Below are 19,161 nucleotides of genomic sequence, written 5' to 3'. Positions count from 1 at the left end.
GTGGCCGGATGAATTAAAACGTTTCCCAGTTATCATTACTGCTCGCAGCCGCCAGAGCGGGACGCGGTGTCAGCGTAGGGGCTTTCAACGTTCCTGCGCTTGAAGCCATTACGCGCGAGGCTGGCGAGTCATTCAATTTAAACGCGGATACCGCTTGAGTCAGACGACCTGCCTGATCTTCCAGCGACGCTGCTGCTGAAGACGCTTCTTCTACCAACGAGGCGTTCTGCTGCGTGACATTGTCCATCTCGGTGACTGCCAGGCTGACCTGTTGAATGCCACGGCTCTGCTCATCAGAGGCTGCCGCGATTTCCGACATAATATCGGTCACGCGACGTACCGCTTCGACGATCTCTCCCATGGTCGTACCGGCTTCACCTACTTGATGTGAACCGTTATTAATCAGGTCGACCGACTCAGCAATCAGCGATTCAATCTCTTTTGCAGCCTGAGCACTGCGCTGAGCCAGATTGCGCACTTCACTCGCCACCACGGCAAAACCACGGCCTTGCTCACCGGCACGTGCCGCTTCTACCGCCGCGTTCAGCGCCAGGATATTGGTCTGGAAGGCGATGCTATTAATCACGTTGGTGATCTCAGCAATCTTCTTCGAGCTGCCGGAGATATTGGTCATGGTTTTCACTACGCCATGCACCAGTTCGCCACCGCTGCGGGCTTTACCGGAAGCATCCGCAGCCAGTTGGCTGGCGTGATGGGCGTTCTCCGCATTTTGCTTCACGGTCGCGGTGAGCTGCTCCATGCTGGCAGCGGTTTGCTCCAGCGCGGAAGCCTGCTCTTCAGTACGTGAAGACAAATCGGTGTTACCGGCCGAAATCTCACTCGACCCCTGATAGATGGCGACAGCGCCTTCGCGGACAGTGCCGACGGTACGCACCAGTGCAGCCTGCATCAGCTGCAGGTTATGTAACAGGCTGCCAATCTCGCTACGGCCATAAGCTTGTTCCGGTGCTGTCAGGTCGCCCTGAGCAATGCGCTCAATGCGCTCAACCGATTGACGCAGTGGGCTGATCACCACACGACGCAGGAAGACGAAGGTGAGGAGCACTAACAGCAGCGCGGCAGCAAAGGCCACGGCCATGGCGATAAAGCCCACGCGTGACTGATGCGCGGCTTCAGCGTTGATTGCCTCGGCGCGGTCGGTACGAATCTTAATGGCTTTGAGTAACACCGCGTTATACGCATCATCTAACTTACGTGTGACGTCGGTTTCCTGCGCCACAATCCCTTCAAAGCTGCCTTGCTTCGCCGATTCAATCATCGGCTTCAGGCCTTTATCGATATAGTCATTGAAGGCCGCCGTGAGCGGCGTATCCAGCGCGATATCCTCTGGCGTCTTCGCTTTGCGGTCCATATAGATTTTAAAACCGTCGCGCGCTTGTTTGATGCGAGTTTCGGTGCGCGCCAGGTCGGCGCGATAGCCATCCATCTCGCCAATACGGGCGGCGGCACCTGATTGCAATACGTTAAGGCGAGCAGTACGTAAATGGTTTGAGCTATTAGAGATACCCATACGGATTTGAATTTCATCCGTGGCATCATTGAGGGAATTATTACTCTGGATTAAAAAATAGCTGGCGAGGCCGATACACAGGGCAAAAAGCAGCAGAATGCCACCAAAGATCATGCTGAAAAGAGGCATCAGGCGCAGGTTCTGCCAGATGCTGAGCTTATATTGCTCATCAATCGATGCTGTTTTCATATCCTTGCTCTCATTTTGGGTAGGTGTTCTGAGAACAAGCATCGGCAGTTAACGGCAAAGGATTAGGCAGCGAAGTGAGACCTGGCTCGCAAATCTCAGCAAAACGACAAAGGGCCAATCTGCGGATTGGCCCTTTGTCGGCTACGGCTATTTACTCAAACTGTTTACAGGCAAGACTATCGCACGTTGACATAAATACCGGAGGTCACGTTATCGGTAAGGCGCACCACATGATAAATAACCTGTTTATTATGTGTCTTAATTTTGCGTTTAATATTACCTTTGTGTGACGATACCGTTTTGGCTTTAATTTGCATCTTGTCTGAAATTTGAATGGTGTCATGTCCTGACATCCACATTTTCAGCATATTTGATTCAGTCTGACTTAATGTCAGTGGATGAATATCCAATCCTGCAGAAATACGCGGGGTAGCGTTGAGTTTCTTTTGCAGGTAGGTGCCAAGCAGTGAATCCAGCGTCGAAGTTTTTACCGATTTTGATGTAATAATCAGGTTCTTACGAACGTAGAGATATTCCTCAAAATGGATATTCGAGATCGCCATAAAGATAAAAAATAGCGTATCTGGATGCTGCATAATAATGGCGCGGATACGATCGCTGGAATCAGCTTCATGAATGAAACATTCTTCATTAATAAAGACGACACCAGGTTTAAGCTGTTCACATCTTTGTTGCAGTTGTTCAATATCAGAGACCGGAGTGATATTTTTCTTTTTAACTCCTTTGGCCGACATATAGTCTGATAATCCGAGGCGTGTGTAGTTACATGAATCCATAATAATCGTTGGCATTATAGCGACCCTCACCAATTTGTTATCCGTTTAAATCAACGATGAATACGCGTTTGCGGTACGAGAGAGATTTCCAAAGACACTTTTTTATTCTGCTCGGCAGATTGGCGAATGATATCCGTGCGCCATCATGACTCTATCCCTGAACCCTTCTGCGAAGTTTTTTGTGTTACTTCCACGTCACTCTTGTCCCCGCGATAGTGGGAATCGCCGGGAGTTTGCATTAAGTGTGTAATTCGCTCTGTTTTTGAGAGCCCTGTCACTATCGCGCAAGTCACAGACAAATCTGATAGGACAATTCTTAAAAACATTTGAATCGCGAAAGTGTGACGTTTCAGCGAGTGTTGACAATGCCGGAAAAAAGGGATTTAGACAAGAAAAATCGCTGTAATATTTTTTTTGTTTAAAAACAGCCCTTTGAGCATTTATTCAACCAATTCACAAGGTTTATCGCCTTAGGAATCGTCTGACTAAAATACGCGAAGCGCCGTTTAATAAGAATAATTTTCACCTGAAATGCGCATTTATCAGAATAACCTCAGTTGATTTCTGAGAAATATGGTTCGAAAAATGCACAGATTGATTTTGAATACTTAACTATTGCATAAGAACTACTACAGAATGGTTAATCAGCGTGCGCGGGAGAGTTCTGACACAAACTGCGCGAGTAAATCAAAGACTTCGCCGAAGAGATGTTCACAGAAGGGGGCGAGCAGCGGCATCATCATACCCAGGCTGAGGATCCCCACCGTTAAGGTAATCGGAAAGCCAATCGCGAAAACCGACAGTTGTGGTGAAACACGGTTTAACAAACCTAGTGCCATGTTTAGCGTGAGCAATAAAACAATTAAGGGCAGCGCTAACATCATGCCATTAAGGAAAATTAAACCGGCGGACTTCACCAGCGCCATAAAAGCATTGGCGTTGAGTGGTTGATCGCTAATCGGCAGGGTATGAAAACTGTCCACCAGCAGCGAAATCAGCCACAGGTGTCCGTTGAAGGTGAGAAACAGCAGCATCGCCAGCATATCGAGAAAACGGGCCAGCACCGGCATGTTGAGGCGGCTACCAGGATCAAAGAAGGTGGCAAAAGATAAGCCCATCTGTAAACCCACCACTTCACCGGCCATGCGCACAGCGGCAAACGCCAGCTGCATGGTCAGGCCGATCCCGACACCAATCAGTAATTGCTGTAACAGGATCCAGAAACCCGCTGGGGTAAATAACGTGACTTCTACCGGGGGCAGCACGGGAATGACAATCCAGGTCGTCAACACCGCCAGGCCCACTTTCACGCGTTTGGGAATGGATTTCTCACTCAGCACCGGCGCGCTGGCAAACAGTGCCAGCAAACGTACCATCGGCCAGAAAAATTGTGCGACCCAATGGACCAGCTGGCTGCTATCGAGATTAATCATCAGCCGATGATATAAGGCAGGTTGGTAAACAGATTACGCATGTAATCCAGCACCAGATTCAGCATCCATGGACCGGCAATCACCGCGGTGGCGGCAACGGCAAGAATCTTAGGAATAAAGGAGAGCGTCTGTTCGTTTACCTGCGTTGCCGCCTGTAACAGACTAATGATCAAACCGCTGACCAGCGCCGCCAGCAACAGCGGGGCGGCGAGCATCAGGGCAATTCGCATCGCTTCCTGGCCGATGACCATGACCGATTCGGGTGTCATGCTGCGCTCCTGTAAGAAAAAGGGCGAGGGCGGAAGCCACTCAGGAGTAGAAACTCTGCGCCAGTGAACCTACCAGCAGCTGCCAGCCATCCACCAACACAAACAACATCAGTTTGAACGGCAGGGAAATGGTCGCTGGCGGCACCATCATCATCCCCAATGCCATCAACACGCTGGCAACCACCAGGTCGATGATCAGGAACGGAATGAACACGGTGAAGCCAATCTGGAAGGCAGTTTTCAGTTCGCTGGTAACGTAAGCCGGCAGCAAAATACGCATCGGCACCGCTTCCGGGCCTTCAATCGGCGCGGTATTGGCAAGACGAGCAAACAACGCTAAGTCTGCTTCACGCGTCTGGCGCAGCATAAATTCGCGCAGCGGCTGGGCGCCTTTATCTATCGCCACGTCCATGCTGATTTTGTCCTGGCTGAACGGCAAATAGGCATCGCTGTAAATTTTGTCGAAGGTCGGCGCCATAATAAAGAAGGTTAAAAACAGCGCCAGCCCCAACAGCACCTGGTTCGGTGGCGCCGAGGGCGTACCCAAAGCATTACGCAGCAAGCCGAAAACAATGATGATGCGGGTGAAGCTGGTCATCATTAGCAAAATGGCTGGAAGGAAGGTCAGTGAGGTGATGAACACCAACGTCTGCACCGGCAACGACCAACTCTGGCCGCCATTCGCCAGCGGCTGGCTGACCAGACCTGGCAATTGCGCATGGGCAACCGGTGCCAGCAACAGCAGCGGCAAAAGGGGAAGCAATCGACGCATCATTGGGGTTTTCCGGGACGTTTAACCAGATTCTGAAACAGCTGACGAAAATCCTGCGGCGCCACGGCTTTGTTCACCAACTCTTCAGGTGGCACCGGTGGCAGTGAATGCAGATGGGTAATTTGCTGGGCAGTGACGCCCAGTACTAAACGCGCATCGGCGGTATCAACAATCACCACACGTTCCTGGCGTCCCACCTGCACGCTGGCGCTAATCTTCAGCGCCTGGGTGTTGACGGTCTTCGGGGCAAAGCCGAAGCGTTTTGCCAGCCAGCCACAGGCCAGAATCAGCAGAACAATCACTGCCAGCACGCTGCTGACTTGTCCAATCACCGAACCGGTAGAGACCACCGGCTGGCTATGCACCGGCTGGCCGATTTGCGCGTTCTTTAACATGCTTAACGGCTCAGACGACGCATACGTTCAGATGGCGTAATAATGTCGGTGATGCGCACGCCATATTTGTCGTTCACGACCACGACTTCGCCCTGAGCAATCAGGTATCCGTTGATCAGAATATCCAGTGGTTCACCGGCCAGGCCATCCAGCGCCACCACAGAACCCTGCGTCAGGCGCAGCAGCTCTTTGATGGTCATCTTGGTGCGACCCAGTTCCACGGTCAGTTTGACCGGGATATCCATAATCAGATCGATGTCCTGCAGCGAGCCACTGGCACCGTTGCTTTCAAACGATTTGAAAACGTTCTCTGTTGGATCAGGCGTGCTGGTGGTTGTCTGCTCGTTCATTGCCTCAGCCCACAGGTCGTCCGCAGAAATATCATCGGACGGTTTTTTGCTGTCACTCATCGGGCTGTTCCTCGTTCAGCGAATTCAAAATCGGGTTAATCAGGTGTTCAACACGCAGCGCGTACTGGCCATTTATGGTGCCATATTGGCTGGTCAGTACCGGTACGCCATCGACGTGAGCAATGATGCGGTCCGGCTTCTCAATGGGCAGGACGTCACCAGGTTTCAGTTGCAAAATACGTGACAGGCGCATCGATGTTTCTGCGAAGTGGGCAATCAGCTCCAGCTCCGAGTGCTGCACCTGTTTCACCAGATTATCGCGCCAGTGCGTATCTTCCTGACGGGAGTTTTCCAGTGGTGGATTGACCAGCAGCTCGCGCAGCGGCTCAATCATTGAAAACGGAATACAGATATTAAATTCACCGACCAGGTTGCCAATCTCCACCTGGAACGGGGTATTGACCACGATATCGTTCGGTGAGGTGGTGATGTTGGTGAATTTCACCTGCATTTCCGAACGGACGTACTCAACATCCAGCGGATAAATGGCTTTCCAGGCATCGCTGTAACCATCCAGCGCCAGCTTCAGCATGCGGCGGATGACACGTTGCTCGGTATGGGTAAATTCACGGCCTTCCACTTTCGTCGGGAAACGGCCATCACCACCAAACAGGTTATCTACGGCGATAAACACCAGACTCGGTGAAAACACCACCAGCGCAGTACCGCGCAGCGGTTTCAGGTGGATCAGGTTCAGGTTGGTTGGCACCGGCAGGTTGCGTGCGAACTCGTGGTAAGGCTGAATCTTGATCGCACCGACACTGATATCCGGGCTACGGCGCAGCAGGTTAAACAGCGCCATACGAAAATGACGGGCAAAACGCTCGTTAATGATCTCCAGCGCCTGCAGACGCTCGCGCACCACGCGACGCTGGGTATTAGGATCATAAGGACGGATATCGCCATCGGTCCCTTTGGAACTGTTCTCTACTTCCGCACTGTCACTGTCGCCATTAAGCAGCGCGTCAATCTCAGCCTGGGAGAGAATGCTATCGCCCATTAAATCACCTCAAAATGAAGGCGGTAAACAGCACGTCACTGACCACCTGCGGGGGTTGAGCTTTTACCAGTGGAGGTGCCAGCGCCTGTTTGATCTGCTCAACCAGGGCCTGTTTGCCTTGTTCGGTTGCAAGCTGCGCGGCATTTTGACGCGAAAGCAACAACAGCAAACGGCTGCGCACTTCAGGCAGGTAATCGTTCAACCGACGTCGGGTATCCTCATCCGGCAGACGCAGCGTAAAGCCGACGTACAGCACACGATCGGGATCGTTGTCAGGATTGACCAGGTTAACCGTAAACGTATCCATTGCAAAAAATACGGGGGCGGCCGGTGGCTCAACTTTCGCCGCTTCCGGTTTGTCACCCTCGTGTTTATTCATCATTCGCCAGACTGCATAGCCTGCCACGCTGCAAGCGGCCAGAGTTACAATCAGTAACACCGGTATTAGTAGTGAACGTTTGCGGCCTTTAGCTTTCGCGTTATCAGACATGTTTGCAGTTACTTCCTGTGAATTATGGGCAAGCCTCTCGGCTCGCCTGGACAGATTATCCCGCGTCTTAAGTCAAACAATGGGAAGAAAAGACGCGGGTTTTACGCTTACCTTCAGCGTTTAGCCGCTGTCAGGCAAAGATATCGACAGCGCCGTTACCTGTCACGCGCGCCTGTAGGGCTGCCGGGACGGCAATAGGCGTTATCTCGTTTTCACTGTCCTGGGAGAGGGTAAAGCTGCCGTGCTGGCCATCACGACGTCCTTCCTGCTGGCCCTGATAATTCTGGCTTTGTGCGAAGGCGTCGCTGCTGACATTACTCTGTCCCAGGTTTATACCGCTCTCCGCCAGCGCTGTACGCAGCTGAGGGAGAGCCGCTTCCAGCGCGGCCCTCACTTGGCTGTGGCTGGAAACCATACTTAACTGCGCCTGATCCTTGTCGAGGGTCAGGTTGATCTGGATTGCACCCAAATCTTCGGGATGTAAGCGCAATTCGGCATTTTGTTGTCCGTTGCGACTGAACATCACGATTTGCTGGCTTAACGCCTGCTGCCACTCATTGCTGCCGAGTTGGGCATTCAGCATCGGCGTCGACGGGGTAGTGCTGGCCGTCGCCGTACTGTTGGTCAGTGTGCTACTGCTGCTGACCGGGGCGCTGGTTAATGCCGTTACCGTGTCGTTTTGGCTATCACGACGTTCTTCCGGTTTGCTGAGCGTGCTCAGCACCTGCTTAAAGCTTTCATCCAGTGACAGTGCGCTATTGCTGGCCGTGGTAATGGCCGTGTTGCTGGCGGCAACGGCACTGCTACTGGTTTGCGTGGTGCTGGCATCGCGACTGACGCCGCTCAGCACATCGCTGGATTTTTTGTGAGACGTACTGTCTGTCTGCGCCTCTTGCTCATCTTTCACTGCGCTCTGCAGCGTTCGGCTTAACAATGCTCCGTTGAGCGTAGCGCCTGCTTCAGCTGATGTCTTATCGGTGCTGGCGCTCTGGCTGTTACGCGCTTCTACTGCAACCGGTAACATGGCGAACAGCGCCTGAACATTCTGTAAGTCGCTGGCACTTAACGAACTTGCCTCAGTCTTGTCTTTATCATCGGCTGATTTCAGCGTGGCTTTAGTGTTTTCCGGTTGTAAAAGTGCGTTTAACGCCTCTGGTTTGTCCAGTGCCTGCAATAACGCGCTTAATGACGCTTTTGTGACGTCTTTTCCATCGACTTCTGCTGACAGATCAGTCGATTGCGTGTTAACACCTTGTTGCTGAGCCAGCGTCAGTAAGCGGTTACCCAGTTCAGTGATAAAACCCTGTGGCAGCGCATCTGTACCCAGTAAATTGTCCGATGCTACAGCACTGCCTGCATCGCTAACTTTAGAGGTTTGCGTAACCAAATTTGGCAGCGTAATCATTCGCCTCTCCTCATTGCGGCCCGTTGGGCAAATTCATCCATCCGTTTCTGGTCGAGACGGTTTTCTTGTCGTAATGCGTTCTCTTCAGCGCGGGTGATCAGCGTCTGATAGGCATTCAGGCGTTTATGCTTCTCTTGCCAGTTGCTCAACGCCTGATCCAGGCGCTGATTCCACTGATTAAGCTGCTGCCGATGCTGTTCAATGGCTTTTTCCAGCGTCTGAATAAATTGGTGGTAATTGGTCCAGCGCAGGCTGGAAATGCCGCCTGACATATCGGTGTTGAGCTTGTTGCGATACTCATCCTGATAATCGAGCAGCATGGAGAGTTGTTCATCTGCCTGCTTCACGCCACGGCGCATATCGCCTAAATGAATCACGGCCTGTTCCAGATCCTGCTCCGCCATGTCACGTAGCTTGTCGATAGCATTGGCAGTTTTCATGGCTTACCTCGCTTTAGCTCGCGCTAGCCGAACATCGCCTGCAAATGCAGGCTGGCGTCGTCGTAGTCGCTGCGTTCGAAAATCCCCTGTTGCAGGAAGGCTTCCATTTCTGGGTAAAGCTTGATGGCTTTATCCAGCATCGGATCGCTTCCGGCGGCATACGCGCCGACGCTGACCAGATCGCGGTTGCGCTGGAAACTCGAGAGCAACTGTTTGAACTGGCGCACGCGCGCGTAGTGGGTGTCATCAATCAGCGAGGTCATCGCACGGCTGATGGACGCTTCTATATCTATTGCCGGATAGTGACCGGCTTCAGCCAGACGACGCGACAGCACGATGTGGCCATCAAGAATGGCGCGCGCCGAGTCGGCAATCGGGTCTTGCTGGTCATCGCCTTCGGTGAGGACGGTATAGAAAGCAGTAATCGAACCGCCGCCGTGGGTACCGTTACCGGCGCGTTCTACCAGCGCTGGCAGTTTGGCAAACACCGACGGTGGATAACCTTTGGTGGCCGGCGGTTCACCGATGGCGAGGGCGATTTCACGTTGTGCCATCGCGTAGCGGGTGAGGGAGTCCATGATCAGCAGCACGTGCTGACCACGATCGCGAAAATCTTCCGCGATGCGCGTGGCATAAGCGGCACCCTGCATACGCAGCAGCGGCGAAACGTCCGCCGGTGCGGCGATCACCACCGAGCGCGCACGACCTTCTGCGCCGAGGATGTTCTCAATAAATTCTTTGACTTCACGGCCACGTTCACCAATCAAGCCGACCACAATCACATCGGCCTTGGTGTAACGCGCCATCATGCCAAGCAGCACTGACTTACCAACACCGGAACCAGCAAACAGGCCCATACGCTGACCACGCCCGACGGTGAGCAGGGCGTTGATCGCACGCACGCCGGTGTCTAATACGTCTTCAATCGGTGTACGTTGCAGCGGGTTAAAAGGCGCGGTGATCAATGGCGCACGATAGCCAGTGTCGGGTGCGGGCAGGCCATCAAGGGGTTTGCCCGCGCCATCCAGCACACGGCCCAGCAATTCCGGGCCCAGCAGTAACTGTTTACCGCTGTGGGCGCTATCGCCATTGACGCGCGCATACACGCGTGCGCCAGGCAAGATGCCATCCACTTCTTCCAGCGGCATCATCAGCAGTTTCTGACCGTTGAAGCCCACCACTTCACTTTCCACTTCAGTGATGTTGTTGCCATCGTGACGTTCGATGATGCAAGTGGCACCGAGCGGCAGTTGTAGCCCGGTCGCTTCCAGCACTAAACCGGTGGCGCGGGTCAGGCGACCGTAGCGGCGCACGGTCTGTACCTGCGAAATACGATTTTCGAAGGCATCGAGTGCGCCAAGCCAGCGTGAAAGACGTGACGAGGTCATTACAGTGTCCCCGGCGCGGCCAGACGGCACAGTTCCTGCCAGCGGGTTGCCACGCTGGCGTCAAGATCACCATCTTCGGCGCTGAGCTTACAACCGCCCGGATGCAGAGAGTTATCGGCGAGCAGTTTCCAGCCGTGCAGATCCAGCGTCGGACCCAGTGTCTGTTCAATACGCTGTAAATCATCAGGGTGCACGCGCAGTTGCGGTTTGCCGCTGAACATCGGTTCCTGCTGAATCAGCTGCTGAATCTGACGCAGCAGGGCGGTGCCGTCCACTTGCGTAGCCTGGCCAATTACCGTGCGCGCCGCTTCCAATGCCAGCTGCATCAGACGAGAGGCGATGACGCTATCCAGTGCTTCCAGCGTGTGATGGAACTCGGTCACCAACTGCTGCATACGCGCCTGTAGCGGAGCCTGCTGCTGCTGGGCATCGGCCAGCCCCTGCTGAAATCCGGCGTCATAGCCATTCTGCTGAGATTCGGCAAAGCCCTTTTGATAGCCTTCGCTGTAGCCTTGCGTCTGCGCATCTTTACGCATCTGCTGCTGCATACGCTCCAGCATCTGCTGTTGCTCTTCTTCAGCGCTCATTTCGACATCCGCGGCCGGCTCTTCCTGCTGCGGTTCTTCAGCCACTTTGAATACACTGCCTAAATCATCAGGCTGCCAGCGCTGCCACGCACGGGCGGAAAAGGCATCAGACATAGGTTTCCTCGCCACCACCAATTACCATTTCGCCGGATTCTGCCAGGCGACGGACCACCAGCAGAATCGCTTTCTGTTCGTTTTCCACGGAGGACATACGTACCGGACCGCGGTTGGCCAGATCGTCGCGCAGGATATCGGCCGCACGTGCCGACATGTTCTTGAGGAACTTCTCGCGCAGCGGCTGTTCGGCACCTTTCAGTGCAACCAGCAACTGCTCGGACTCCACTTCCTGCAGCAGGCGCTGGATGCTGCGATCGTCCACTTCCACCAGGTTTTCGAACAGGAACATCTCGTCGATGATCTTCTGTGCCAGCTCGCCATCGAAGTCGCGAACTGCTTCGATAACGGCTTCTTCCTGCTGCGTTTTCATCAGGTTGATGATTTCGGCTGCGGTTCTCACGCCGCCCATCTTCGCGCGCTTGAGGTTGGTGCCATCCAGCAGGCCGTTGAGCACTTCGGTCAGTTCTGCCAGCGCCGCTGGCTGAACACCACCGAAGGTGGCGATACGCAGCATCACATCGTGGCGCAGACGTTCGTCGAACAGCGCCAGGATATCCGCGGCCTGGCCGCGTTTGAGGTGAACCAAAATGGTGGCGATAATCTGCGGATGTTCGTCGCGGATAAGGTCGGCGGCCGCTTGTGGCTCCATAAAGTTGAGCGTTTCCATGCCGCTGGTGGTCTCGTTCTTCTCGAGAATATCTTCCAGCAGGCTAGAGGCGCGCTCCTCGCCCAGTGCTTTAATCAGCACTGAACGCAGGTACTCATTGGAGTTGAGGCTGAGTGCTGCGAACTGCTCTGCATCGGTCTCAAACTGACGCAATACTTCCGTCAACTGTTTGTGCGACACCTGCTTCATGTTGGCCATGGCCGCACTCAGGTGCTGAACTTCACGTTGGTTGAGGTGTTTGAACACCTCCGCCGCACGTTCTTCGCCAATGGTCATCATCAGGATGGCGCTTTTTTCTGTTCCGGTCAGACTCATAGTTCTTCACCCATCCATTCACGGATAACCAGCGCCACGACGCGCGGATCGTTTTCTGACATATCGCGGATGCGCTGGCTCATCACCTCGGCGCTCATGCGGTTATTCGATTTACGCTCTTGATCCAGCTCATCCTTACTGAGCTGCACGCTGAAGGCTTCTTCAGATTCCATGGCTTCGGCACGTGCTGCCGCAGCTTCCAGAGCGGCTTTCTCCTGCTCTTTCTTACGCATCAGCTGTGGACGAACCAGTTTGCGATACAGGATGAAGGCAACCAGCGCTACCAGCAGCCAGCGACCGCCGCTCATCAACATGTCGAAGAAGGCTTGCGACTGCCAGAACGGCAGGTCACCGCCAGTCGGCTCGGTGATGTTGAACTGCGAGTTCACCACGTTGACGCTGTCGCCACGGTTCTGCGAGTAGCCCATCGCTTCACGAGTGAGGTCTTCAATCTGTTTGATCTGCTGATCGTTCAGTGCAACTGCTTTGCCTTTGCCGTCATCACGATAGTTCACTACGACAGCTACCGACAGACGCTGCACATCACCCACGTTCACCTTGGTGTGGCGAATGGTGCGGTCCAGCTCGTAGTTCACAGTGTCATTACGGCTTGAGCTGCTCGGGCCGCTGCTTTGTTGTGTGCTGGTCGTCGTGCCGTTGTTGTTCGCCGCGTTGTTCTGGCCATTGGCATTCTGACCGTTGGCGTTGTTTTGCTGCTGCGGATTGTTAACCGGCGCGGTATTCGCTGGAGCAGGTTGATTCGACAGCGCACCCGGCACGCCGCCTGGATATGGGCTGCCGTTCTGCTGGTTGGTATTGGTCTGGCGTGAACGGATCGCGGTGTTGTTCGGATCGGCGTTCGGCTGATACTTCTCGTCAGTTTGTTCGCTACGGTCAAAGTTGATCTGCGCCGTCACCTGCGCATGCACATTGCCCTGGCCAACAATCGGATTCAGGATGGCTTCGATACGTTGCTGGTAACGCGCTTCCACTTCAGACGCGTACTTCAGCTGCGCATCATTCAGGTCACGGCCTTCGCTGTCAGAACGGGTCAGCAGACGTCCTGCCTGGTCTACCACGGTCACGTTGCCCGGCGGAAGACCGGCGACGCTGCTTGAGACCATGTGCTGAATCGCCTGAATCTGGCCTTCATCTAACGCGCGGCCCGGTTGCAGGTTCAGCGTTACAGAGGCAGAAGGGGCCTTTTGCTCACGCACGAACAGCGTCGGTTTCGGCATCGCCAGATGCACGCGCGCGCTCTTAACCGGACCCAGGGTTTCAATGGTGCGGGCCAGTTCGCCTTCCAGCGCGCGCTGATAGTTGATCTGCTCACTGAACTGGCTGATGCCGAACTTCTCTTTATCCATCAGCTCAAAGCCAACAGAGCCACCTTTCGGCAGCCCCTGTTGCGCCAGGCGCAGACGCAGCTCGTGTACCTTATCGGCAGGCACCATTAAGGCACCGCCGTTCTCGGCGAACTGGTAAGGAATGTTCATTTGCGTCAGCTGAGTGACAATCGCGCCGCCATCCTCATCAGAGAGGTTGTTATAAAGGACGCGATAGTCCGGCGCTTTGGCCCACAGCACCAACGCAAAAACCACTGCAATAGCGGCAGCGGCAGCAACAATGAGTGGAATTCGCGGATTGGCGCGCAGGCGGGCCAGAAGGTCGTTGAAACCTTTCTTTGCGGTATCTTGTGTGGCGGCTGCACTCGCATTCATGACCGATTCCTGCCTGACATAATTGACCGGGTAAGTTGTGGTGACAAAACAGACTCCCTGACTTTCCTCTTCACATTTCGCATTGCTGCTGCGTTGGCTGCGTTCGTTCACCCCAGTCACTTACCTGAGTAAGCTCCTGGGGATTCGCGAACTTGCCGCCTTGCAGCAATGCGAACTGTTTTGAGGAACAAATGAAAATTAATTTCCAATCTTATGGCTGGCATTATTGATGAATTGGGTCACTTCGATGGCTGGATAAGCCGGGGTTTTTACGTTTATTTAGCGCCTTTGTCCTATTGACAGTGTGTTAACTTTTGCAGCGTGAAAATTTAAACCCTTCTTCCATGAGGTACAGGCAATGTCGATTCAGGCAATTGATGGTGTGTTGCAGCAGCTGCAGTTAACGTCACTGCAGGCCAGCGGCAAGCAGGCAGAGTCAACCAGTCAGGTGGATTTTGGCGCCACCATGAAAGCAGCACTGGATAAGATCAGTGAAACGCAGACCACGGCGCGCACCCAGGCGCAGGATTTTGAAATGGGCAAACCGGGCATCCAGTTGAATGATGTGATGGTCGATCTGCAGAAATCCTCAATTTCCATGCAAATGGGCATTCAGGTGCGTAACAAACTGGTGTCGGCTTATACAGACATCATGAATATGCAGGTGTAGTGGCAGCACAGATTGTTGCGGTGTCAGGCGGGAAAGCATTTATCTTTTTCAGTAACAGCGGCATGATGCTGGCCTGACACACAGCGTATTTCGGGAAGAGGATTCTCACGTGAAGCACACCCTGCTGCTGACGATGGCAATGATAATGCTATCCGGCTGTGATAATAAAAGTGCGGACTTTGCGCCGCAGATGAAAAATTACGCCTACCTCTATCAGTTCGAAGCCATTCCGGGCAAAGTCAAAAGCACCCATCAACGTCTGTTTAGCGCCGACGGCACGCCAATCTTCGATGTCGATATTGCCTTCGATGCGCAAGGCTGTATTTCCCATGTGAAATCCATCGACAAAGCCGGGGAGATCACCGAAGTGACGCGTGAAGGTGATCAACTTACTGGCAGCGAAAACGGTCAGGATGTGGTCGTCACTCTGAATAAGCAGTGCGCACTAATAAAGAAAGTCACGCCGACCATGACGGTGGATATTGGCTATAACGATCAGGGATGGGTCGATCAAATCTCATCTCCCGCCTCCGATGTTAAATTCCATCTGACTTACAATAACGCTGGCGATATGACGCTGCTGAGTATTAAGAAGGGCGATGAGGAAGTGTCGCGTGCCAGTGCCAAACATGATGCGGGCGCGAAGAAAATATCCGACGTGGTAACGACGGTGCAAAGAAACGGCCAGAGTAAAACGATCACCACACAATGCCAGTATAAGAAGGATGTCCCTTACCGTTGCGATACCCTGACCACCGATGCCGAAGGGCAAGTCACGGATAAGCAGTATGGCACCATTGAAGTCGCTTATTATTGATGTCTGAAAAAGCCGCTGATGCGGCTTTTTTTATGCCAGAAAATCGTGAGTCGATAAGCGAAGCGCTAAATAAAACAACCACTTACTGATCAAATGCACTTCGGTATTATAAAGTGTGCCCGTTAGGTAAGCATTCATCAGAGCAGGGAACTCGGTGTGCAACATGCGCATCACGCAACGCGTTGAGGAATGTTGAGTAATGGTTGCAGCAACAAGAAGCGTGTAAGAATGAAAGAAGGTTATTACTGGGTTCGCGATAAAGATAATCCGCCAGAAGTATGGCGATATATAAGGCAGTTTGGCTGGTACCGACCCTGCGTTGCCGTGCCCATCACGTTAAGTTCTTTTAAGTTGATGAACTACCAGGTCATCAGCGATCGATTATTACCACCGGGTTACTTCCCGCTTTAAATTTAAAAACCGCCAGGTTATGGCGGTTTTTTATTCTTTCTCGCAGCTCGCTATTTGATTTCCGGCCATGCGATAGCCGGGAAACCATTTAACTGCGGACGTGCGAACAGATATCCCTGGAACTGGCTAATCCCCGCCGCTTCCAGCCACATCCACTCTTCAGCTTTCTCAACACCCTCAGCAATGATCTCAATTTCCAGCAACGAACAGCATTTGATGATGGCAAGTAGGATCGCTTGTTTTGGTCCACTCTTGTGCACATCGCAAATAATCTGGCGGTCAATTTTGATTTTATCTGGCTGAAATTGCGACAGCAGTGACAGACCGGCAAAACCCGCGCCAAAATCATCAAAGGCCAGACTGATTCCCGCAGCCTTAAGTTTTCTGACTTCAATGGCAAATTCGTCAGCGCGAGAAATAATTTCATTCTCAGTGACCTCTACAATCACCTGCTCCGGTATTAAGCCGTTGGCTTCAATCTCTGCCAGCAAGATCTCCACGGCATTCGGCACCGTGACCAGCGACATGGGCAGCAGATTAATAGACAGGCTGTGATCGCCGATGTTTAAGAGGCTAGCGAGTTTGAACGCCAGCGTTTTCGATTGGATATCGGCGTGATAGATGGCATCACCCTCGAAGGAGGAGAAATACTCCTCGGGAGAACCGCCTTTGGCCGTGCGGATCAGTGCTTCGTACGACACTACGCGACAGGCAAAGGGATCGATAATCGGTTGGAAGGCGAACCGACAGTCTTGCAATGGAGCCACCCATTCGTCGGGCACTGTGCGTGCGGGTTCCTCCGCAATAAATTCCCAGGTATTCGCCGCCGGAATTTCAAAATAATTTTCTTTGTCGCGCGCAATCACAAAGGTACGCAAGAACTGTAATGCGCGATCGGCGTAGGTCAACTGGTAACGGGAAGTGCCTTTATCCAGTATCGCTTGCAGTACCGTGTCTTTATCATGTTCCCGCAGATCGAACAATTCCATCCCCAGATTGCCAAAGCGACGCGCGGGTGCAAAGTCATGCATCAGTTCCACTAAATTATGGTGGCGCGCGTCGGCACAAATACGCTGGTAAATACCCTGGACGGTGTCGCGAGGACCTTCCAGCAATTGAAAGAAGTGCAGGCCGTCAAACAACAATATGCCCGTTACATCCGACAATTTATTTTTCTTATTGGCTTTAGCAACCATATCTTCAAGAGTCCTGACCGGCACGTGGTCGTGAAGATGGCTGCGATAGAGGATGGTGGTGAGCATAACGACTGTCCGAACATCTATTTATTGTGGTGCCTACATTAGCAGGCTTCAGCCACGATCTATTCAAAAAAACGCGGGTATCCGTAAACTATTTTCCAAATAAACTGTTAACCGAAACGGCTAGCGGCCAGCGTCAAATCGGATTGTTAATTAATCGCAGCAGGGTAGTATTTACGATAAATATTTTCGATTGAATGGATTAATAAAAAGCGTATCTTGGCCCTCGTTAACCAGAGGTGAGCATAATGTTACGCGACTATTTAAAGATTGATGATAGCGACCGTTTAATTGAACAGAGCGTGTTAAGACTCAACAACCGCGGTCAGGAAGATGTCACTGAATGGCATATTGTGAGCGTAGACGGCAGGCAAAAAGGCAGCGTGACGCTGTTCAATAAGCTCTGCAACCGCCGCTCTTATAACGTTAACTATCGTATTACGCAGAAGGATGTGCACGGGAGGGTTGTCGTCGATCAGTTGACCGACGTATTGTAATAATTGCCGTAGTTTTGCTTGTTTTGACCCGCTCATAGGCGGGTTTTTTGCGTTTAACTATCTTGCACGATAGCGGCGCATTTCCATCATAGTTCCAATCAATTCAATCTTTTTCTCCGATGATGTCTGCACGGGAAAATCATCATTTAACGGGCGTAACGAGAAAATTTGTTCGTCGTGCTGTTCAGCCGTCAGGCGGTAAATACGCACCTGCGCCATACCATTAATTTGCGCCAGCACCACATCACCCGGTTGCGGTTCAACGGCAGGATCAAATATCAGCGTATCGCCAGGCCGGTAGTCAGGTTGCATCGCGGTATCCTCGAGGGTGATCGCCAACGCTGATTCACTCAGTTTGCTATCGCTATACAGAAAGCGGGTCGCCTGCTGCTGAATCAATAAGCGTTCCTCCTGCATCCAGGCAACCGCTTGCGTCAAACTGATCAAGGGCAAGGCGCTGACGTCACTGACATTAAGCGGGGCGGTAAACACCTCACCCTCACCATCAATAATCCAGGCGGCTGTGCATTGCAGCCATTCTGCCAACCGTAACAGGTTCTCTCCACGTGGGACGGTCTCATCCTTTTCCCATTGCGAAACAGCAACATGTGACACGCCAATGCCACTCGCTACCGCTTGCTGCGTGAGCTTCAGCGCTTTCCGACGGTTGCGGATGCGTCCACCCGCAGATTCTTTTTTCATCATCTTGACAACTCCGCTGTGTTTTACTTAAGTATACTTAAATTCATTAATTAAAGTAAACTTAAATTCTGATGTTGGCCGCGCAACTGGCAAGGGCGGACAACATGTTTCTTGGGCGGGTCCCTTGCCAGTGAAGAGAGGTGCAGCATGGAAAGTAGTTTGGTGACCAGCGTCGGTGCGCTGCTTCTCGGTGGCGGTGCGGCAGCTGTGTTCTGGAAACCCTTAATGGCCGGCATCGCGGCCATTGTGACCAGCAATCGCGCTGGCGGCGAGATCATCACCAGTTATAAAGAGCAGGTGATGCTTCTCAAAGAAAGCCACACGTTGATGCGTCAGGAAAACGATGACCTGCGAGTGCGGCACGATAGAAACCTGCGGCGCATCTCTTCGCTGGAAACCGATTTACGGCTGATTAAGAACGCATTGGGCATTCTGTTAGCCACCACGGAATCTGATCACAGCGAAAAATTCCGTATTCAGATCAATCAACTGATCACCACCCTGGAGGAGAGTCGCGATGGTGCAGATAAACAGTGAGTTTTCAGTGAGAGGGCATCGGCGGCAGTTACTGCTAGGCGGTCTGCTATTGATGCTGTCGCTGCTGTGTGTGGCGATGACCATCATGTTTGTTTTCGTCAATAACAGCGCAAACCGCCGGGTGGAAGATATTCGCCAGCAGTACCGCACGATTTCCGATCGACGGGAAGCGCGGGTGGCCGAACTGACCAGCCAGTTAGTCACGCTGCAGAAAAAGCTCGACGGCTTGCCGGATCGCACCGCCAACAAAACGGCGGACAAAGTGAAGCAGGTTGTGGGGGAAGACGCGCCACCCGAATCGACGCATTAAGGAGGCCATGATGAGTATTACCGAGCGGATTG

The 19,161-nt window shown here is 52.8% G+C and carries 22 protein-coding genes; 5 read left to right on the top strand and 17 right to left on the bottom strand.

Features of this window, described 5'->3' with window-relative positions; genetic code table 11:
* Positions 1 to 13 precede the first annotated feature (13 nt).
* From ACXI0A_RS13710 to fliF, 15 genes are all read right to left on the bottom strand, one after another.
* A complete protein-coding gene (locus tag ACXI0A_RS13710; protein WP_476148301.1) occupies positions 14 to 1,720 on the bottom strand; it encodes a methyl-accepting chemotaxis protein in 1,707 nt (568 codons plus the stop codon).
* 176 nt (positions 1,721 to 1,896) lie between these two features.
* Positions 1,897 to 2,532, bottom strand: coding sequence for a transcriptional regulator RcsA (rcsA, locus tag ACXI0A_RS13705; protein ID WP_200569669.1), 636 nt, complete (start codon positions 2,530 to 2,532; stop codon positions 1,897 to 1,899).
* 629 nt (positions 2,533 to 3,161) lie between these two features.
* Entirely contained in the window at positions 3,162 to 3,950 is a 789-nt protein-coding gene (gene fliR / locus ACXI0A_RS13700) for a flagellar biosynthetic protein FliR (protein WP_224931553.1), read from the bottom strand.
* Positions 3,950 to 4,219, bottom strand: a complete 270-nt coding sequence (gene fliQ / locus ACXI0A_RS13695; RefSeq protein ID WP_100700840.1) for a flagellar biosynthesis protein FliQ — start codon at positions 4,217 to 4,219, stop codon at positions 3,950 to 3,952. Before fliQ ends, fliR begins: the two co-directional genes overlap by 1 nt.
* A gap of 40 nt (positions 4,220 to 4,259) precedes the next feature.
* Positions 4,260 to 4,991, bottom strand: coding sequence for a flagellar type III secretion system pore protein FliP (gene fliP, locus ACXI0A_RS13690; RefSeq protein WP_224932022.1), 732 nt, complete (start codon positions 4,989 to 4,991; stop codon positions 4,260 to 4,262).
* Complete coding sequence (gene fliO, locus ACXI0A_RS13685) at positions 4,991 to 5,386, bottom strand: flagellar biosynthetic protein FliO (RefSeq protein ID WP_476148303.1); 396 nt, start codon at positions 5,384 to 5,386, stop codon at positions 4,991 to 4,993. The genes fliP and fliO overlap by 1 nt, the downstream gene beginning before the upstream one ends.
* A gap of 2 nt (positions 5,387 to 5,388) precedes the next feature.
* On the bottom strand, positions 5,389 to 5,796 hold the full coding sequence (fliN, locus tag ACXI0A_RS13680; protein WP_200569673.1) for a flagellar motor switch protein FliN: 408 nt from the start codon (positions 5,794 to 5,796) through the stop codon (positions 5,389 to 5,391).
* Positions 5,789 to 6,796 carry a flagellar motor switch protein FliM gene (gene fliM / locus ACXI0A_RS13675; protein WP_200569675.1) on the bottom strand — a complete coding sequence of 336 codons (1,008 nt, stop codon included), beginning with the start codon at positions 6,794 to 6,796 and terminating at the stop codon, positions 5,789 to 5,791. The genes fliN and fliM overlap by 8 nt, the downstream gene beginning before the upstream one ends.
* A gap of 4 nt (positions 6,797 to 6,800) precedes the next feature.
* Positions 6,801 to 7,286: a flagellar basal body-associated protein FliL gene (gene fliL / locus ACXI0A_RS13670; RefSeq protein WP_224931557.1), complete on the bottom strand. Its 486-nt coding sequence runs from the start codon at positions 7,284 to 7,286 to the stop codon at positions 6,801 to 6,803.
* A gap of 130 nt (positions 7,287 to 7,416) precedes the next feature.
* Positions 7,417 to 8,691, bottom strand: a complete 1,275-nt coding sequence (locus tag ACXI0A_RS13665; RefSeq protein ID WP_476148306.1) for a flagellar hook-length control protein FliK — start codon at positions 8,689 to 8,691, stop codon at positions 7,417 to 7,419.
* Positions 8,688 to 9,131, bottom strand: coding sequence for a flagellar export protein FliJ (gene fliJ, locus ACXI0A_RS13660; RefSeq protein ID WP_224931561.1), 444 nt, complete (start codon positions 9,129 to 9,131; stop codon positions 8,688 to 8,690). The genes ACXI0A_RS13665 and fliJ overlap by 4 nt, the downstream gene beginning before the upstream one ends.
* Positions 9,132 to 9,154: 23 nt before the next feature.
* Positions 9,155 to 10,519 carry a flagellar protein export ATPase FliI gene (gene fliI, locus ACXI0A_RS13655; protein ID WP_224931563.1) on the bottom strand — a complete coding sequence of 455 codons (1,365 nt, stop codon included), beginning with the start codon at positions 10,517 to 10,519 and terminating at the stop codon, positions 9,155 to 9,157.
* Positions 10,519 to 11,220, bottom strand: a complete 702-nt coding sequence (fliH, locus tag ACXI0A_RS13650) for a flagellar assembly protein FliH (RefSeq protein ID WP_476148309.1) — start codon at positions 11,218 to 11,220, stop codon at positions 10,519 to 10,521. Before fliH ends, fliI begins: the two co-directional genes overlap by 1 nt.
* The gene (gene fliG, locus ACXI0A_RS13645) at positions 11,213 to 12,205 is read right to left on the bottom strand and encodes a flagellar motor switch protein FliG (RefSeq protein WP_476148311.1); all 993 of its coding nucleotides are present in this window, start codon (positions 12,203 to 12,205) and stop codon (positions 11,213 to 11,215) included. The genes fliH and fliG overlap by 8 nt, the downstream gene beginning before the upstream one ends.
* Entirely contained in the window at positions 12,202 to 13,926 is a 1,725-nt protein-coding gene (fliF, locus tag ACXI0A_RS13640) for a flagellar basal-body MS-ring/collar protein FliF (RefSeq protein ID WP_476148313.1), read from the bottom strand. The genes fliG and fliF overlap by 4 nt, the downstream gene beginning before the upstream one ends.
* 358 nt (positions 13,927 to 14,284) lie before the next feature.
* Between fliF and fliE the strand changes: the two genes are divergently transcribed.
* Both fliE and ACXI0A_RS13630 read left to right on the top strand, forming a co-directional pair.
* On the top strand, positions 14,285 to 14,596 hold the full coding sequence (gene fliE / locus ACXI0A_RS13635; RefSeq protein WP_224931569.1) for a flagellar hook-basal body complex protein FliE: 312 nt from the start codon (positions 14,285 to 14,287) through the stop codon (positions 14,594 to 14,596).
* A gap of 109 nt (positions 14,597 to 14,705) precedes the next feature.
* The gene (locus tag ACXI0A_RS13630) at positions 14,706 to 15,413 is read left to right on the top strand and encodes a YnfC family lipoprotein (protein ID WP_476148315.1); all 708 of its coding nucleotides are present in this window, start codon (positions 14,706 to 14,708) and stop codon (positions 15,411 to 15,413) included.
* 461 nt (positions 15,414 to 15,874) lie between these two features.
* Here the strand turns inward: ACXI0A_RS13630 and ACXI0A_RS13625 are convergent, their stop codons facing one another.
* Complete coding sequence (locus tag ACXI0A_RS13625) at positions 15,875 to 17,086, bottom strand: diguanylate phosphodiesterase (protein WP_224931573.1); 1,212 nt, start codon at positions 17,084 to 17,086, stop codon at positions 15,875 to 15,877.
* A 245-nt stretch (positions 17,087 to 17,331) separates the two neighbouring features.
* Between ACXI0A_RS13625 and ACXI0A_RS13620 the strand changes: the two genes are divergently transcribed.
* Positions 17,332 to 17,580, top strand: coding sequence for a hypothetical protein (locus tag ACXI0A_RS13620; protein WP_476148317.1), 249 nt, complete (start codon positions 17,332 to 17,334; stop codon positions 17,578 to 17,580).
* 57 nt (positions 17,581 to 17,637) lie between these two features.
* On the opposite strand, the gene ACXI0A_RS13615 is transcribed toward ACXI0A_RS13620, so the two are convergent.
* Entirely contained in the window at positions 17,638 to 18,285 is a 648-nt protein-coding gene (locus tag ACXI0A_RS13615; protein ID WP_476148319.1) for a S24 family peptidase, read from the bottom strand.
* A 144-nt stretch (positions 18,286 to 18,429) separates the two neighbouring features.
* Between ACXI0A_RS13615 and ACXI0A_RS13610 the strand changes: the two genes are divergently transcribed.
* Both ACXI0A_RS13610 and ACXI0A_RS13605 read left to right on the top strand, forming a co-directional pair.
* A complete protein-coding gene (locus ACXI0A_RS13610) occupies positions 18,430 to 18,819 on the top strand; it encodes a hypothetical protein (protein ID WP_224931579.1) in 390 nt (129 codons plus the stop codon).
* Positions 18,800 to 19,129: a hypothetical protein gene (locus ACXI0A_RS13605; protein WP_476148321.1), complete on the top strand. Its 330-nt coding sequence runs from the start codon at positions 18,800 to 18,802 to the stop codon at positions 19,127 to 19,129. The genes ACXI0A_RS13610 and ACXI0A_RS13605 overlap by 20 nt, the downstream gene beginning before the upstream one ends.
* Positions 19,130 to 19,161 lie beyond the last annotated feature (32 nt).

This window comes from Pantoea sp. C1E2, assembly GCF_056491465.1.
Note: the sequence above shows the minus strand (reverse complement) of the source record. Positions and strands in the feature narration are given on the sequence as shown.

Excerpts from the sequence above, each read along its gene's own strand:
- ACXI0A_RS13710 (WP_476148301.1), bottom strand. The coding sequence starts at position 1,720 with ATGAAAACAGCATCGATTGATGAGCAATATAAGCTCAGCATCTGGCAG.
- rcsA (WP_200569669.1), bottom strand. The coding sequence starts at position 2,532 with ATGCCAACGATTATTATGGATTCATGTAACTACACACGCCTCGGATTA.
- fliR (WP_224931553.1), bottom strand. The coding sequence starts at position 3,950 with ATGATTAATCTCGATAGCAGCCAGCTGGTCCATTGGGTCGCACAATTT.
- fliQ (WP_100700840.1), bottom strand. The coding sequence starts at position 4,219 with ATGACACCCGAATCGGTCATGGTCATCGGCCAGGAAGCGATGCGAATT.
- fliP (WP_224932022.1), bottom strand. The coding sequence starts at position 4,991 with ATGCGTCGATTGCTTCCCCTTTTGCCGCTGCTGTTGCTGGCACCGGTT.
- fliO (WP_476148303.1), bottom strand. The coding sequence starts at position 5,386 with ATGTTAAAGAACGCGCAAATCGGCCAGCCGGTGCATAGCCAGCCGGTG.
- fliN (WP_200569673.1), bottom strand. The coding sequence starts at position 5,796 with ATGAGTGACAGCAAAAAACCGTCCGATGATATTTCTGCGGACGACCTG.
- fliM (WP_200569675.1), bottom strand. The coding sequence starts at position 6,796 with ATGGGCGATAGCATTCTCTCCCAGGCTGAGATTGACGCGCTGCTTAAT.
- fliL (WP_224931557.1), bottom strand. The coding sequence starts at position 7,286 with ATGTCTGATAACGCGAAAGCTAAAGGCCGCAAACGTTCACTACTAATA.
- ACXI0A_RS13665 (WP_476148306.1), bottom strand. The coding sequence starts at position 8,691 with ATGATTACGCTGCCAAATTTGGTTACGCAAACCTCTAAAGTTAGCGAT.
- fliJ (WP_224931561.1), bottom strand. The coding sequence starts at position 9,131 with ATGAAAACTGCCAATGCTATCGACAAGCTACGTGACATGGCGGAGCAG.
- fliI (WP_224931563.1), bottom strand. The coding sequence starts at position 10,519 with ATGACCTCGTCACGTCTTTCACGCTGGCTTGGCGCACTCGATGCCTTC.
- fliH (WP_476148309.1), bottom strand. The coding sequence starts at position 11,220 with ATGTCTGATGCCTTTTCCGCCCGTGCGTGGCAGCGCTGGCAGCCTGAT.
- fliG (WP_476148311.1), bottom strand. The coding sequence starts at position 12,205 with ATGAGTCTGACCGGAACAGAAAAAAGCGCCATCCTGATGATGACCATT.
- fliF (WP_476148313.1), bottom strand. The coding sequence starts at position 13,926 with ATGAATGCGAGTGCAGCCGCCACACAAGATACCGCAAAGAAAGGTTTC.
- fliE (WP_224931569.1), top strand. The coding sequence starts at position 14,285 with ATGTCGATTCAGGCAATTGATGGTGTGTTGCAGCAGCTGCAGTTAACG.
- ACXI0A_RS13625 (WP_224931573.1), bottom strand. The coding sequence starts at position 17,086 with ATGCTCACCACCATCCTCTATCGCAGCCATCTTCACGACCACGTGCCG.
- ACXI0A_RS13620 (WP_476148317.1), top strand. The coding sequence starts at position 17,332 with ATGTTACGCGACTATTTAAAGATTGATGATAGCGACCGTTTAATTGAA.
- ACXI0A_RS13615 (WP_476148319.1), bottom strand. The coding sequence starts at position 18,285 with ATGATGAAAAAAGAATCTGCGGGTGGACGCATCCGCAACCGTCGGAAA.
- ACXI0A_RS13610 (WP_224931579.1), top strand. The coding sequence starts at position 18,430 with ATGGAAAGTAGTTTGGTGACCAGCGTCGGTGCGCTGCTTCTCGGTGGC.
- ACXI0A_RS13605 (WP_476148321.1), top strand. The coding sequence starts at position 18,800 with ATGGTGCAGATAAACAGTGAGTTTTCAGTGAGAGGGCATCGGCGGCAG.